This is a genomic window from Micromonospora matsumotoense (assembly GCF_050951065.1).
Classification (GTDB): domain Bacteria; phylum Actinomycetota; class Actinomycetes; order Mycobacteriales; family Micromonosporaceae; genus Micromonospora; species Micromonospora matsumotoensis.
This window is the reverse complement of sequence record NZ_CP192025.1, coordinates 2,598,196-2,611,523: the sequence shown is the minus strand read 5'-3', so window position 1 is coordinate 2,611,523 and position 13,328 is coordinate 2,598,196. Positions and strand designations below refer to the sequence as shown.

General features: G+C 66.4%; 15 protein-coding genes and 1 pseudogene. 11 read left to right on the top strand and 5 right to left on the bottom strand.

Features of this window, described 5'->3' with window-relative positions:
• Positions 1 to 97: 97 nt before the first annotated feature.
• A complete protein-coding gene (locus tag ACQP1S_RS11670) occupies positions 98 to 1,504 on the bottom strand; it encodes an NAD(P)/FAD-dependent oxidoreductase (protein ID WP_432906096.1) in 1,407 nt (468 codons plus the stop codon).
• A 378-nt stretch (positions 1,505 to 1,882) separates the two neighbouring features.
• Complete coding sequence (locus tag ACQP1S_RS11665; RefSeq protein WP_432906094.1) at positions 1,883 to 2,704, bottom strand: GNAT family N-acetyltransferase; 822 nt, start codon at positions 2,702 to 2,704, stop codon at positions 1,883 to 1,885.
• 398 nt (positions 2,705 to 3,102) lie between these two features.
• Here ACQP1S_RS11665 and ACQP1S_RS11660 point away from each other — a divergent pair, with 398 nt between their 5' ends.
• Both ACQP1S_RS11660 and ACQP1S_RS11655 read left to right on the top strand, forming a co-directional pair.
• A complete protein-coding gene (locus tag ACQP1S_RS11660) occupies positions 3,103 to 3,657 on the top strand; it encodes a hypothetical protein (RefSeq protein WP_432906092.1) in 555 nt (184 codons plus the stop codon).
• 152 nt (positions 3,658 to 3,809) lie between these two features.
• Entirely contained in the window at positions 3,810 to 4,406 is a 597-nt protein-coding gene (locus ACQP1S_RS11655; RefSeq protein ID WP_432906089.1) for a hypothetical protein, read from the top strand.
• A 212-nt stretch (positions 4,407 to 4,618) separates the two neighbouring features.
• Here ACQP1S_RS11655 and ACQP1S_RS11650 read toward each other — a convergent pair whose 3' ends face one another.
• Positions 4,619 to 5,029, bottom strand: coding sequence for a hypothetical protein (locus ACQP1S_RS11650; RefSeq protein WP_432906087.1), 411 nt, complete (start codon positions 5,027 to 5,029; stop codon positions 4,619 to 4,621).
• A gap of 220 nt (positions 5,030 to 5,249) precedes the next feature.
• Between ACQP1S_RS11650 and ACQP1S_RS11645 the strand changes: the two genes are divergently transcribed.
• A complete protein-coding gene (locus ACQP1S_RS11645; RefSeq protein ID WP_357773938.1) occupies positions 5,250 to 5,597 on the top strand; it encodes a hypothetical protein in 348 nt (115 codons plus the stop codon).
• Between the two features lie 247 nt (positions 5,598 to 5,844).
• Here ACQP1S_RS11645 and ACQP1S_RS11640 read toward each other — a convergent pair whose 3' ends face one another.
• Positions 5,845 to 6,561 (bottom strand): DUF998 domain-containing protein, encoded by a 717-nt coding sequence (locus tag ACQP1S_RS11640; protein WP_432906083.1) that lies wholly within the window; start codon positions 6,559 to 6,561, stop codon positions 5,845 to 5,847.
• Positions 6,562 to 6,685: 124 nt separating this feature from the next.
• Here ACQP1S_RS11640 and ACQP1S_RS11635 point away from each other — a divergent pair, with 124 nt between their 5' ends.
• From ACQP1S_RS11635 to ACQP1S_RS11625, 3 genes and pseudogenes are all read left to right on the top strand, one after another.
• Complete coding sequence (locus ACQP1S_RS11635; protein WP_432906081.1) at positions 6,686 to 7,321, top strand: TetR/AcrR family transcriptional regulator; 636 nt, start codon at positions 6,686 to 6,688, stop codon at positions 7,319 to 7,321.
• Positions 7,322 to 7,542: 221 nt separating this feature from the next.
• Positions 7,543 to 8,668 (top strand): annotated as a pseudogene (locus ACQP1S_RS11630) (IS701 family transposase).
• Between the two features lie 191 nt (positions 8,669 to 8,859).
• Entirely contained in the window at positions 8,860 to 9,723 is an 864-nt protein-coding gene (locus ACQP1S_RS11625; protein ID WP_432906078.1) for an IS5 family transposase, read from the top strand.
• Positions 9,724 to 9,735: 12 nt separating this feature from the next.
• On the opposite strand, the gene ACQP1S_RS11620 is transcribed toward ACQP1S_RS11625, so the two are convergent.
• A complete protein-coding gene (locus ACQP1S_RS11620; RefSeq protein ID WP_432906075.1) occupies positions 9,736 to 10,854 on the bottom strand; it encodes an aromatic ring-hydroxylating oxygenase subunit alpha in 1,119 nt (372 codons plus the stop codon).
• A gap of 177 nt (positions 10,855 to 11,031) precedes the next feature.
• Here ACQP1S_RS11620 and ACQP1S_RS11615 point away from each other — a divergent pair, with 177 nt between their 5' ends.
• From ACQP1S_RS11615 to ACQP1S_RS11595, 5 genes are all read left to right on the top strand, one after another.
• Positions 11,032 to 11,439, top strand: a complete 408-nt coding sequence (locus ACQP1S_RS11615; protein WP_432906072.1) for a PaaI family thioesterase — start codon at positions 11,032 to 11,034, stop codon at positions 11,437 to 11,439.
• A 286-nt stretch (positions 11,440 to 11,725) separates the two neighbouring features.
• Positions 11,726 to 11,995 (top strand): hypothetical protein, encoded by a 270-nt coding sequence (locus tag ACQP1S_RS11610; RefSeq protein WP_432906069.1) that lies wholly within the window; start codon positions 11,726 to 11,728, stop codon positions 11,993 to 11,995.
• Entirely contained in the window at positions 11,937 to 12,323 is a 387-nt protein-coding gene (locus ACQP1S_RS11605) for a hypothetical protein (protein ID WP_432906067.1), read from the top strand. The genes ACQP1S_RS11610 and ACQP1S_RS11605 overlap by 59 nt, the downstream gene beginning before the upstream one ends.
• A gap of 117 nt (positions 12,324 to 12,440) precedes the next feature.
• A complete protein-coding gene (locus ACQP1S_RS11600; RefSeq protein WP_432906064.1) occupies positions 12,441 to 12,818 on the top strand; it encodes an integrase core domain-containing protein in 378 nt (125 codons plus the stop codon).
• 70 nt (positions 12,819 to 12,888) lie between these two features.
• Positions 12,889 to 13,251, top strand: a complete 363-nt coding sequence (locus tag ACQP1S_RS11595; RefSeq protein WP_432906061.1) for a tyrosine-type recombinase/integrase — start codon at positions 12,889 to 12,891, stop codon at positions 13,249 to 13,251.
• Positions 13,252 to 13,328 lie beyond the last annotated feature (77 nt).

The window sequence follows — 13,328 nt, the reverse complement described above, 5'->3', positions numbered from 1 at the left end:
AGGAGCGTCGCGCAGTCGTCGAGCCCGAGGGCGGTCTCGGGTTCGCCGTGGTCGTGCTCGACGCGCCAGCGGCTCTTGGCCAGGCAGCCCAGCTCGGTCAGGGGCGCGCTTCACGCACCCGCTCGAGGCCGAGTTGCGGGCTGGTGACGAGGCGGTAGTCAGCCGACTCCGCATCGGAGAGGGGGTTGCCCCGCACCGGGGTGAAGTCGGGCCCGACGGAGTCCGGTGCACGCAGTGACCGCATCTGCGCTCTCACCGCCTCCACCCGCAGTTGGTCCGTGATGACACGGGTGGACGAATGGGCCGCCTCACGCAGGTCGGACAGACCACCGATGATCTCGGCGAAGGAACGGGAGGAAACGCCTTCCTCCGCCTTCCCCGCTTGCTCGTCTCCGATCAACCGATCGGACGTGAGAAAGAAGCCGTCCTTCCCGAGATAGCGCTCGTACATGATACTCACCAACGCGAATAGGCGCATGTACGCGCGGCGGTAGGCGAATTCGAAGAACCTCAGGGCTTCCGTTTCGCTGACCTCGCCACGGTCCATCGAGGCAACACACGCGGCTGCGGTCAACGCGCTGTAGAGCGCGAGGTGCACGCCGGTGGACAGGAGCGGATCCAGAAAACACGCCGCGTCGCCCACGATCGCGTAGCCTGGGCCACAGAACTGGTCTGCGATGTACGAGTAATCGGTCTCGACCCTCGTACCACCAAGGAACTCTGCCCCCGCGGTCAGGCCCGCCACGGTCGGCGAGACTGCGACAAGGTGCCGGTACAGTTCATCCGACGACGGGTGCTCGCGACGGTCACGCGCGAAGGCGTCCTTGGTGGTGACGTAACCGATACTCATTCGCCCACCGGCCATCGGGATAACCCAGTACCAACCCTCCGGCGAAGAGATGATATTAATACCTCCGGTCGGCGTTTCGGGCAGTAGCCTGGCGCCGGTCCAGTAGCCCCAGACGCCGACATTCCGTAGGTTACTCAGGGGTTCACGGTTGCCGAAGTGCCGGGCGCTGAGAAGCCCGTTACGCCCGGTAGCATCGATCAGAAAGTCGAAGTCATCGACAGTGAACGACTCACCGTCGTCCCGGAAGCACTCCACGGCCACCGGCCTGCCGTCGGCGAACTGAACCGACCGACCGGTGACGCCGGTGGTGACGCTGACGCCGTTCTGGCGGGCGTGCTCCAGCAGCAGCGTGTCGAACTCGCTCCGATCCACCTGCCATGACTGCACGCCGGACTGCATGTGCCAATCAAACGTCCACTGGTCGTCATCCCAGTGGATGACACCTCCGTTCTTTTTCACGAAACCATAGTCATCGAGGATTTTCGACACACCGATCACGTCCAGCACCACCCGGCACGACGGCGTGAGCGACTCACCCACGTGGTATCGCGGAAAATGGGCGCTCTCGATGAGCTGCACGTCGAGCCCGGCCTGGGCCATCGCCGTTGCCGCAGTGCTCCCGGCCGGACCACCGCCGATGACGAGAACCTTCATGTCGTTGCCACCTTGCCGTTCCGGCCGTAGCCAAGGGGATGGGTCCGCCGACGATGTGACGACGACTTTCCTGAAGTCGAGCCGCGGCTCGACCAGCCGTACCAGCCCGGAGCTGCCGCTCGCGCAGATGACGGCGAGGAGGCAGGCGCAGGCCGTCCGCCCTGGCGGCACACCCGCACCGACGGATGTGCGCCGGATATGGCGCACTCGATGACGAACGAAGCAGCACAGGTGACCCCCGTCCTCGTACGGCAACGATAGACGATCGTACATGAAAGAGGTATCGGTCACCGCTTCGCTTCACCAACCATCCGAGATTCGCAAGGCGTCCCAGGCCCGCCTGCCCGCCCGATCCCGCACGGACGGAATGTGTCGGCCTTACCAAATCCGGCAAACGGGGGTCAAGATATTGAACGGGCGGCGACAACCGCTTATCCGAGCACCCGGCCGCACACCCTGGCGGATGGACACCACATCTCGTCCGTCGGCCGGAGCCGGTTGGATGTCCCGCAGCACGACCTGGCCGGTGCTGAGGACCGAGTGCGAGGATCTAGTGACGACAGCCTGGACTGGGTCGACCGCCCCGGCCATCCGGATGCTGCCCACGACGACCTGCCACCGGGCTGCCCCACGACGAAGGATCTCCTGGTACAGGTCCTGGCCGTCTGCGGCGTAGACGCCCCGGACACGCTCGCGCCCGGGCTCCCCGGGTGGCGCCGGGCCCGCGCGACAGCGGCCCGACGGTCGACCTGGCCGGAGCCCTCCGGGGGCTGATCCGGTCGTGCCGCACCGACTTCCCGGTAGTAAGCGCCCGGCCGGCCGGGAACGGTACCGACCCCGCTGCCAGCCCCACCCCTCATAGAGCGCATGAGTAGCGGTCGCGGCAGGGTTGGCCGACAGCGTGGCGCGTTCCTCGCGTCGTCCCCTCAGGAACGCATCGTGCAGGCCGCGCCCGATCCCCCGTCCCTGCCATGCCTTGCGTACCTCGATCTCGGCCAGGACCACCGTGCGTTCACCACCCCGCTCGTCGGTGAAGCCCTCCTCCGGAGCCGGCTGAAGCCCGGCGAACCAGTCCCGGTCCTGCCGCAGGCTGTACCCGAAGACGAACCCCACCAGCTCATCCCCCGCCGGCGCGGTGACCAGCTCGTAGTTCCGCGCACCCAACGCCGCCGTGGCCCGATCCCGAAACGCGTCGACCATGACGTCGCGTCCTCGCCGGGAACCTGCCCGTAGGCGTCCGCGTAGACCTCACACAGCTCGTCCATCAACTCGGCAGCAGCCTCCGCACCGAGGCGGGCAAGCGTCACATCGCTCATGCCCACCACCGTACGGACGCCCCCACGCCCCACCCTTCCCCGTGCCACGGGGAACTACGCTGAGCAAGCACCGATGACTCTCGCCGGTCTTTAGCGCCGTGCCGGGCTATTCAGGACCTTTCCTGAGGCAACCGTCACCCTGGGTCCGTGCCGCCGCCGTAGGGGCCCCATAAAGGAACACCCGCATGCGCGGGGAGCAGAGCAAGGTCCGGCGGGCCCATGACGCCCTCGGGATCACCCCCGCATGTGCGGGGAGCAGCGCGAGACCGTTACGGCGTACGGGTGCAGGGTGGCAGCCCGGCCTTCACCGGCGGCGAGGGCGGAATCGTGCTCGATGGTGCCCTCGACACCGACGTCCGGGTCGAGGACACCACTGTTCGGGGTACCTCGCAGACCGGGATCGCCACCGAGGGCTCCGGCCGGCTCATCGGCACGACGGGGTCAGCGGTGGTGCTGCGGGACCAGTCCCGGCTGGACATGCGGACCGGGATGGTACGCGGCTGCGGCGGGGACGGTGTACAGGTGGAGACCGACGCCCCGGTGGTGGTCCAGGGGTGCGAGTTCGTCGACGTCGGCGGCGAACCGGTGCGGGGCGTCGACCGGCCGCTCGTGTCGGTCCGCGCCACGCAGCCGCCCGACAACTTGCCAGAGGCGACCGGTTCGGCGGGCGGCGACCGCACCGACGAGCCGGATCGCAGCGGCGGCGGCAGTGGTCCCGGCGAGGCCCGATGCTGTCACCAACGTCGATGCGGCGCTGGCGGAACTGGACGCCACGATCGGACTGGCCGCGGTCAAGCGCGAGGTCCGGACCCTGGTGCATCTGATTCGGGTGAGTGAGCAGCGGCGGCGTGCCAACCTGCTGGTGCTGCCGATAAGCCGGCATCTCGTCTTCACCGGCCCGCCGGGGACCGGCAAGACCACCGTCGCACGCATCTACCGGGCGGCTGCTGGCCCACTTCGGATTGCTGTCGAAGGGGCAGGTCGTCGAGGTGGCCCGGGTCGATGTGGTGGGTGAATACCTGGGCAGGCGGCGAACGGAAGCTGGCGGCTGCGGGTCCAGCACCGCACTGAAGACCTCAGCGGTGTTCGAGCGGGCGCTCGGCGGTGTGCTCTTCGTGGACGAGGCATCCACGCTGGCCCGTAAGTTCGGCATCGGTTCGGACCTCGGCCTGGAGGCGATCGACACCCTGGTCAAGCTGATGGAGGACCACCGGGACGAGGTAGTGGTGATCGTTGCCGGGTATCCCGCCGAGATGGACGGGTTCCTGGCCACCAATCCCGGCCTCGCCTCGCGCTTCACCAGGACCATCGAGTTCGCCGACTACAGCCCCGAGGAACTGCTCGCCATCGCCTCCGGGCTGGCCGCCCAGCACGACTACGACCTGACGAAGGCGACCAGCGCGGCCCTGCTGGAACGGCTCGCCGAGGCCGTCGAGCAACCGAACTTCGGCAATGGGCGCGGCGCACGGAAGCTGTTCGGCGTCATGGTCGAACGGCAGGCCGAACGGCTCGCCGACCTACCGACGCCGACCTCCGAACAACTCCGGCTGCTACCGCCCGGGGACATCCCGCCGGTGGGCAGCTGAGAACCTGGGTCACCGGTCACGGTCGCCCGCTTTCTCGGTGGCCGTCCCCACCCGACGATCACCGAGAAAGCGGAAGCACCGAATTCGGGAGATCATAAAACGGCGGAGATCAGCAGACGTGTACCGTATTCCCACTCACCTTCGCCACGATCAATGGCATATATCAGAATTGTCGCCGGTGATCCCAGGTGGGCCAGACGCAGAGTGGAGGATCAGCAGGGGGTCAGCTGCCAAGTCACCTTCGTCACGTTGACCGGTATATACAGATCGCCCCCGGTCCCGCCGGCAGGAGCGCAGTTCTTGAAGGGGGCCCCCGTGCCGTACTGGAACCCGGATATTACGGCGTCGCGGCCTGTGCCGTTGTAGAAGTTGAATCCCTGGATGCTGCCGGTCCACTCGGTTTTAGCAATCAGAGACGGCGTCTCCACGGGACCCTGCGGCGGGTGATTCCAGTTGGGCCAGATGCAGAGCGAGCCCTGCGGGCAGTTCCCGGACCCGGCCCCCCCTTGTATCGACACTCCGGGTGCTGCCGCCGAGGCGGCGGGGGCGACTGCCGAGGCGGCAGGGGCGATGACCAGCACACCTGCGACGGCCCCGGCGATGGCGAAGGATTTCCACAGCACGGCTACCTACTTCCATTGATGAACCTGGATGGAAATCTCAAGCTACCGCCGAAAAGTTTCACCGTCAAGCATCCGGCACCCCTGCACTCGGGCGGCCCAGCGGCAGAGATCAGCGACGGATTTTATTGACACGGAAAATAAAATCGACGACCATCTACGTTAGCCCTGGGCTGAACGAGCTCCGGCCCTGTCCCTGAACGCCGTTCGAAAGGGAAAACCCATGCGCCAATTCACCAGCCGAATCGCAGCGGGTCTCGCCGCCGCATTGATTACCACACTGGCCCTGACGATACCGGCGTCGCCGGCAGCCGCTGTCGAGACGCTCAAGGTTCCCGACGTCGGCCTCGTCTTCTACCAGGCCACCACGCAGATCATCGTCGGCAGGCAGGCCACGCCCGACGGTATCTGTCGCCCGGTCCCGGCCGAGGCGATCTGGGCGATCGGCTGGAACGGTTTCGGTTCCGTCTCGGGCTACCGGACCTCCGACTGCACCGGTACCGCGGCCGAGCTCAACAACTTCCACAGCTGGCCGTACGAGGGCTACTACCTCTCCTACCGGGCCGGCTGACCAGCGTTCCCGGTGGCCGTTCGCGGACGACCACCGGGAAGGCACCGATCCGAATTGCCCGGATCAGCCCCGCCGGCCGAGCCGGCGACTCCGGGAAAGCCCGGGAACATCAGACTCTCCACCAAACCCGGGGCTTGACACATGTCCTCGCGGATCGCGATGTCGCATGGGCCGGGCGTGAGCCCCGCGAGGGGCCGCGACTCACCCATCGGGAGAGCCGCTGGCGCAGCTTGTCCATGTGACGACCTCAGAGCGCGGGGATGTCCCGGTCCCTGCGGCGACAGATGGACACTCCTGCGTAGACGAGGCCGATGAGGACCGGGTAGACGGCGCAGCGTTCGACGAGGCCGACCAGGACGTTGGCCCCTGAGCCAGCGACGGCGAGGAAGGCCACCGTGGAGACGAGTCCGAAGGCACCGAGCATGACCATGGTCTTCGCGGGCTTCCTACCGATGCCGAGGTCTCGGTACATGCGCGCGAGCAGGATGATCAGAATGTTGCCGCCGACGATGGCGGCCATGGCGCCCAGACTGTGGAAGTCGACAGCGCCCTGCCGGTCGGCTTCGCCGTCGCCGGGAAAGAGCGCCAGCACGACGCCGCCGGCACCGACCAGGGTGGCCATGCCGAGCAGGACCCTGCGGCGCCAGCCTCGCAGGCCGTTGAGCAGGGCGACACCGATGAACACCAGGACTCCGAAGAGGAAGAAACCGGTGTTCATGACCCACCAGAGGGGCGAATACATGTACTGGCCGAGCGCGGTCAGCGGGCCGTGGACTCCGAGGTCGCTGATGTAGTGGTAGGTGTAGCTGTAGGGCGGACTCCGCCAGGCCGCGGCGGCGACGAACTCGAGCAGCAGGAAGAGCGCTGCGGCGGCGACGAGCGCTGCTCCGGCAGGCCGGCGCTGGCCGCTCCGGTGCGCCGCAGAGACGGTTGCCTTCGGCTTTGTCTTCATCTGTTGTGTCATGGTCGCGAGCCCTTCAGTCGGTGAGGTCGGCAGAGACGGACACGCTCCTGACATCACTACGAAAGTGTAGCCGTACCAGTTTTGGTGTCAACACAATTACGGTCAGAGTTGTACGATGACGGGCATGGCAACGGAGCAAAACCCCACCGGGCGGCGCGAGCGCAAGAAGGCCATGACCCGGGCCTCGATCCTGCAAGCGGCGCAGGAGCTGTTCCTCAAGCGCGGCTTCGACGCGGTGAGCGTGCGGGAGATCGCCGACCAGGCGGACGTCTCCCCCACCACTGTCTTCGCCCACTTCCCCCAGAAGGAGGCGCTCCTCTTCCACGAGGAAGACGCGCAACGCGAGAGACTCGTCGCCGCCGTGCGCGGGCGGCCGGACGGCCTCTCGATCTCGGAAGCGCTGAAGACCTACTACCGCTCCGAGTTCGTCGCCATGTGGTCCGGCGAAGAAGCGCCGCTCCGCCGCCGCGTCATGTCGCTGATGGAAGCCACACCAGCCCTCCAGGAGTACGCCTCCCGGATGTGGCTCCGCCATGAGGACGCACTCGCCGCAGCCATCACCGAGGAGCTCGGCCTGTCCCAGCCCAGCAACGACATCCGGATCTACGCCCGGTTCGCCCTCCAGATCCAGCTACTCGTGACAAGTGACACCGATCCGATGCTCGACGCGGGATTCCGGATCCTCGATCAGGGCTGGAGTGAGCACGACCCGACGCCTGACGATCATGGGAACGAGGTCACAGAATCCGTCGGCAGCTAGCGTTCAGATCCGGTGTGGCTCGATCCCGATCGGCTCGCCCAAATACTCCAGCCACACCTGCCTGATCTGACGTCTCCGCAGTTCATCACCGTGATTGACGCCTTCCCGGCACCAGCCGGGTAGCTGCGGATGTCGATGCTGATCGCGGAGTGGGCTGGCTGAGCGCACTTGCTGTCTGTTGTGGTCAGTCGTAGAGCGGGCATGCTCCCGTGCTTGTGTTGATCGATGAGATCGTGGGTTGGCGGACAGGTCTGGATGATCTGCTGGCGCGGTTCTCGCACCGGTTCGGGCGGGCAGAGCCACGCCGGCAGGCGCTGGCCTACCTGGTCGGGTTGCTGTCGCCCCTGGCCAGCAAGAACGGCTGGACCCTCGCCGAGGCTGCCGGTGATACCACGCCGATCGGATGCAACTGCTGCTCACAAGTCCGCGTGGGACCCGGACTCTGTTCGTGACGACCTGTTCGCCTATGTGACCGAGCGCCTCGGCCACGCCGACGGAGTATTGATCGTCGACGAGACAGGCTTCCTGAAGAAGGGGATCAAGTCGGCCGGGGTGCAGCGCCAGCACTCCGGCACGGCCGGCCGGACGGAGAATTGCCAGCTGGGAGTGTTCCTCGCCTACGCCAGCCCGGCCGGGCGCACGCTGATCGACCGAGAGTTGTATCTTCCCCGCGGCTGGTGCGACGACGCTGTCCGCCGCGTCGAGGCCGGCATCGCCGCCAACGTCGGGTTCGCGACGAAGCCTGCGCTGGGTCTGCGGATGATGCAACGCGCCATCGTCGCCGGCCTGCCGACGAAATGGGTCACCGCGGACGAGGCATACGGGCAGGACTCGAAGTTCCGGACGTGGCTACAGCAGCAACGCCTCGGCTACGTCCTCGCCGTGCCCCGCAACCAGCGAATCCCCACTGTGGTGGGTAACTCCCGACCAGACGTCCTCGCCGTTGCCGCGCCAGCCCTGGCATGGAAGCGCCGCAGCTGCGGTGACGGCGCCAAAGGGCCGCGACTCTACGACTGGGCCGTGGCCTCCCTGCCCGGCGCTGACGACAGCTACGGCCACTGGCTGTTGATCCGCCGCAGCATCACCGACCCCACGAACCTGGCCTACTACCTGTGCTTCGGCCCAACCGAGACGCTCGACGAGGACCTGATCCGCATCGCCGGAACCCGGTGGGCGATCGAGGAGTGCTTCCAGACCGCCAAGACCGAGGTCGGACTGGATCACTACCAGGTGCGCCGGTACGACGCCTGGTACCGGCACATAACTCTCGTTCTGTGCGCCCACGCTTACCTCGCCGTCACCGCCACCCACGCTGACTGGACGTTTCCTTTACTTTCGCGTCAGTAGCGGCCGATTTCACATCCCGACCCGGTAGCGCGAAATGCCGGGCCTGGGATGAAAAAATGCCATCCTGCCCAGCTCTGCCCTGACCGGAATCAGCGTATTTAACCTCGGGATCATGTCTGGTTCACATTCATCCCCGCGTAGGCGGACATGACGTCCGCCGAGCCGAGGCCCCGGCACCGTACGCCTGAATCATGACCGAACGGCGCCCCTATCCGTCCGACCTCTCCGACGCCCGCTGGGCACTGATCGCACCCCGGCTGACCGCCTGGCGACAAGCCCGCACCGACGCCGGCGTCAGCGGCCGCACCCCCATCCACGACCTCCGCGAGATCTTCAACGCGATCCTCTACGTCAACCGCACCGGCATCGCCTGGCGCTACCTGCCCCACGACTTCCCACCACACCCGACCGTCTACGGCTACTTCGCCGCCTGGAGCAAGGAAGGCACCTTCACCGAACTCAACTACCAGCTCACCGGCCTCGTCCGCGACCACCACGGCCGCACCATCACACCCACCGCATCCATCATGCACAGCCAGAGCGTGAAGACCTCCACCAACGTCCCACTGTCCACACAGGGCACCGACGCCGGCAAGAAAATCGTCGGCCGCAAACGCGGCATCATCACCGACACCCTCGGCCTGCTCCTCGCCGTCACCGTCACCGCCGCAAGCGCCAGCGACAACACCATCGGCATGAACCTGCTCGACCAGGCCACCACCACCTACCCCACCCTCACCAAGACCTGGGCCGACGCCGGCTTCAAAAACCGCGTCGTCGAACACGGCGCACACCTCGGCGTCGACGTCGAGATCGTCACCAAAGACCCACAGATCAAGGGCTTCAGCGTCGTCAAACGCCGATGGGTCGTCGAACGCACCATCGGCTGGCTCATGCACCACCGCCGACTCGTTCGCGACTACGAAACCCGACCCGACAACTCCGCCAGCATGATCACCCTCGCCATGATCGACAACCTCGCCAAACGCCTCACCACCGAAACCACCCCAACCTGGCGAGAACCCCCACAACCACAACACACACAAAATACGTGAATCAGACGTCTCTCAGCGCAGGCGGTCGTCGATGCTCTGCTGGAAGATGGCGAGCAGACCCTCCGCCAGGCCCAGGGTGTGCACCTCGTTGGCGCCGTAGCGGAGGTTCTCCTGGACGTCCTCGGCCACCGCGAAGTCCTCCCCGCCGAACACCACGTCGTTGGTGAAGGCGAAGCGCTTGGCCAGCGCCGCCTGTCCCTCCTCGCCAGGGAAGTCGGCGGCCCGGTACATCATTTCGTGGGTCCAGATGGTCCGGTCCGGCGCCTCCGGCCAGAAGATGTTGATCGAGACGTAGTCCGGGTGCATGATGAAGAAGGTGTTCGGGAAGAGCACGTAGTAGACCGAGGCGTATTCGAGGATCCGCCACGAGTCGGGCTCGGTCGTCAGGGCTTCCTCGATATTCGACCGGGCGGCGCACATGCGGATGTGCGGACCGTCCTCGAAATGGGAGAGCACGCCCTTCCGGAATGCCTTCGACAGGGTGCTGCGGTGCAGATACGGGACGTGGTAACCCTCAAGATAGGTCTTGATCAGCAGTTTCCAGTTCGCATTCTTCACCACCTTGGTCTTGCGATACCGGACGAGTTGGTCGACCTCGAATTCCACCAGGTCGTCCAGCATCCGGCCCAGGTACGCCCGCAGGTCGAGGTTGCCCGCCGGGTCCGGGTGCACCCAGATCAGGCCGCCCGCCTCGGTGACCGGCAGCTCCTTCAGGCCGTACTGGTCGGGGTCGATGCCGGGGAAGTCCTCCTGCCGGCTGATCGAGCGTAGCGAGCCGTCGAGGTCGTACACCCAGTTGTGGAACGGGCAGACGAACGCCTTGAGTTGCTTCTCGTCCCCCTTCACCAGTCGGGCGCCCCGGTGTCGGCACTGGTTGAGGAAGGCGCGCAGCCGGCCCTGCCGATCGCGGGTCACCACGTAGGGGATCCGGTTCCAGTCGCTCAACAGGTAGGAACCCGGTTCGGCGACGTTCGAGACGTGCCCGGCCACCAGAGGGTAGTCGCGGAAGACGCCAGCCAGTTCGCGGTCGAGGATGTCGGCGTCCGTATAGTTGCTCACCGGCACCTCGACGACCCGGCCGAGCATTTCCTGATCGCGGCCCTGTTCGCGGAGCGCGAAAAGGCCCTTCATGATTTCTACCTGTTCCTGGTGATTCATCAGACACGTTCCTTAGATCCGGGGCCTGCCGCAGGTGGGCGGCGGGTCGGTGTGCCCTGTTAGGATCCGATCGGGAGTCGTCAGCACACTTTTTCACCGATTATCGTCGGTGAGCGCACCCTGTCAATGTGGCCGGTGTCCGGAGGAACGATGGATCTCGAGCAGTTCGCGCACAGCGTGTTCGACGCGCAGCCGTTCAGTCAGTACCTCGGCGCGCGGCTCACCGGGGTCGGTCAGACCAGCGCGGAGTTGTCGGTGACCATCACCGACCAGCTCAAGCAGCAGCACGGGTATGTGCACGGCGGCGTGCTCAGCTACCTGGCCGACAACTCCATCACCTTCGCCGGTGGGCTGGCACTGGGCGGCAACGCGCTGACCTCCGAATTCAAGATCAACTATTTGAAGCCGGCCACGGGGGCGGTCCTGGTCGGCCGCGCGGTGGCCAAGAGCGTCGGCAAGCGGCAGGCCGTCTGCCAGTGCGAAATCTACTCGGTGCAGGACGACCAGGAGACCCTCTGCGCGATCGCCCAGGGCACGGTGGTCTCCGCCCGGTCGTAGTTCTCCACTGACGAGGTCACCCCCGGCGGTCGGGCGCCCGGTGTGGGCCGCCCGACCGCCGGGGGTGGAGTCGTGCCGGTGGGTCAGGAGACCACGGCGGTCGACGACGGCCAAGCGGTCACCAAGGTCGGCAGCGGACCCGGCGGCGTTGCTGGTGCCGAAAACCTCATCCGCCCTGGTCAAAGCCTTCTCGATCATCGACGCGCGGGCCTGATCCGAGGGGCTGGTTTCAGTGACCGGACCTCGGTGATCTTCGATGCATTCTGCTCCGCGAGGATGATCGCTTGTGTTGCTGCGACTGGCCTACCTCGGTGTGACCAACGCCCTCACGCTGCTGCGGCTGTTGCCGATGAGCGACCGTGACAAGGACGCCGAGATCCTCGCCCTGCGCCACCAGATCATGATCCTCGAACGGCAACTCGGCGGCGACCGGGTCCGGTTCGCCCCCCGCGGACCGGGCATGGCCGGCCGCTCTGCTGCACCCGCTACCCCGACCGGTGCTGCACCAGCCGCGGCTGCTCGTGCGCCCGGACACGGTACTGCGCTGGCACCGTGATCTGATCGCCCGCCGACACACCCAGAGTTCCCGGCCCTACCGGGCCGGACGGCCACGAACGATCCGGTCGATCCGCACCCTGGTCCTGCGCCTGGCACGAGAGAACAACGGCTGGGCCAACCGGCGCATCCACGGCGAACTCCTCGTCCTCGGGGTGAAGGTCGCCGCCTCCACCGTATGGGAGATCCTCCAGGACGCCGGCGTCGACCCGGCACCCGAACGCACGAGCAGCACCTGGGCGACGTTCCTGCGTTCCCAAGCCCAAGGCCTGATCGCCACGGACTTCTTCGAGACCGTGACGCTGACCGCATGTACGTCCTCGCGGTGATCGAGCACGCCACCCGCCGCGTCCGGGTCCTCGGCGTCACGCCCCATCCGACCGCAGCCTGGGTCGCGCAGGCGGCCCGGAACCTGGTCATGGGACCTCGAGGACACCGGCTGCCAGGTGAAGTACCTGATCCGCGATCGTGACGGCAAATATCCGGCGCTGTTCGACAACACCCTGGCCGACACCGGCATCGAGGTCATGCTCACCGGCGTGCGCATGCCTCGCATGAACTCGATCATGGAACGGTGGATCCAATCCTGCCGCCACGAGGTGCTCGACCGGACTCTGATCTGGAATCAGGCGCACCTGCTACACGCACTGCGCGAGTACGAACACCACCACAATCAACATCGACCGCACCGGGGCATCGCGAACGCCCGGCCCCTGCGAGCACTACCCGACCCGACCACCGAGCCAACCGCCCCCGCACGTCTACGCATCCACCGACATGACCGACTCGGCGGCATCCTCCACAAATACGATAAAGCCGCCTGACCAGCACGGATGGCATTATCGGCACCCACACGGCTACCGGAGGGTCGTCCTGCCCCGCTTCGCCGTCGGCATGCTCATGGCCCGCAAGATCGACGCCCCCGACAACCTCCACGACGCGATCTTCGCGTCCCGACGCGGTACCTGGCTCTCCCCCAACAACGTCCGCCGCCAGTGGCGTCAGGCCCGCGCCGACACCGACCTCGCCTGGGTCACCCCGCACACCTTCCGCAAGACCGTCGCCACCCTCATCAAGGAGGAAAAGGACACCAAGAGCGCGTCCGCGCAGCTCGGACACTCCAGCGAGGAGGTCACCGACACCTACTACATTGCCAAACCCGTCCAGGTCCCGGACGTCTCCGACATCCTCGAACGGCTCGGCACCCACCGCCAACGCCGTTCCACACCAGCAACAACCAACGACGCACATGGATGACAGAACCTGACCGTCGACCCCGGTAAACGGGGGGTTTTCGGGGGGCGGTTCAAATCTCCATAGATACAAGTCAAAGC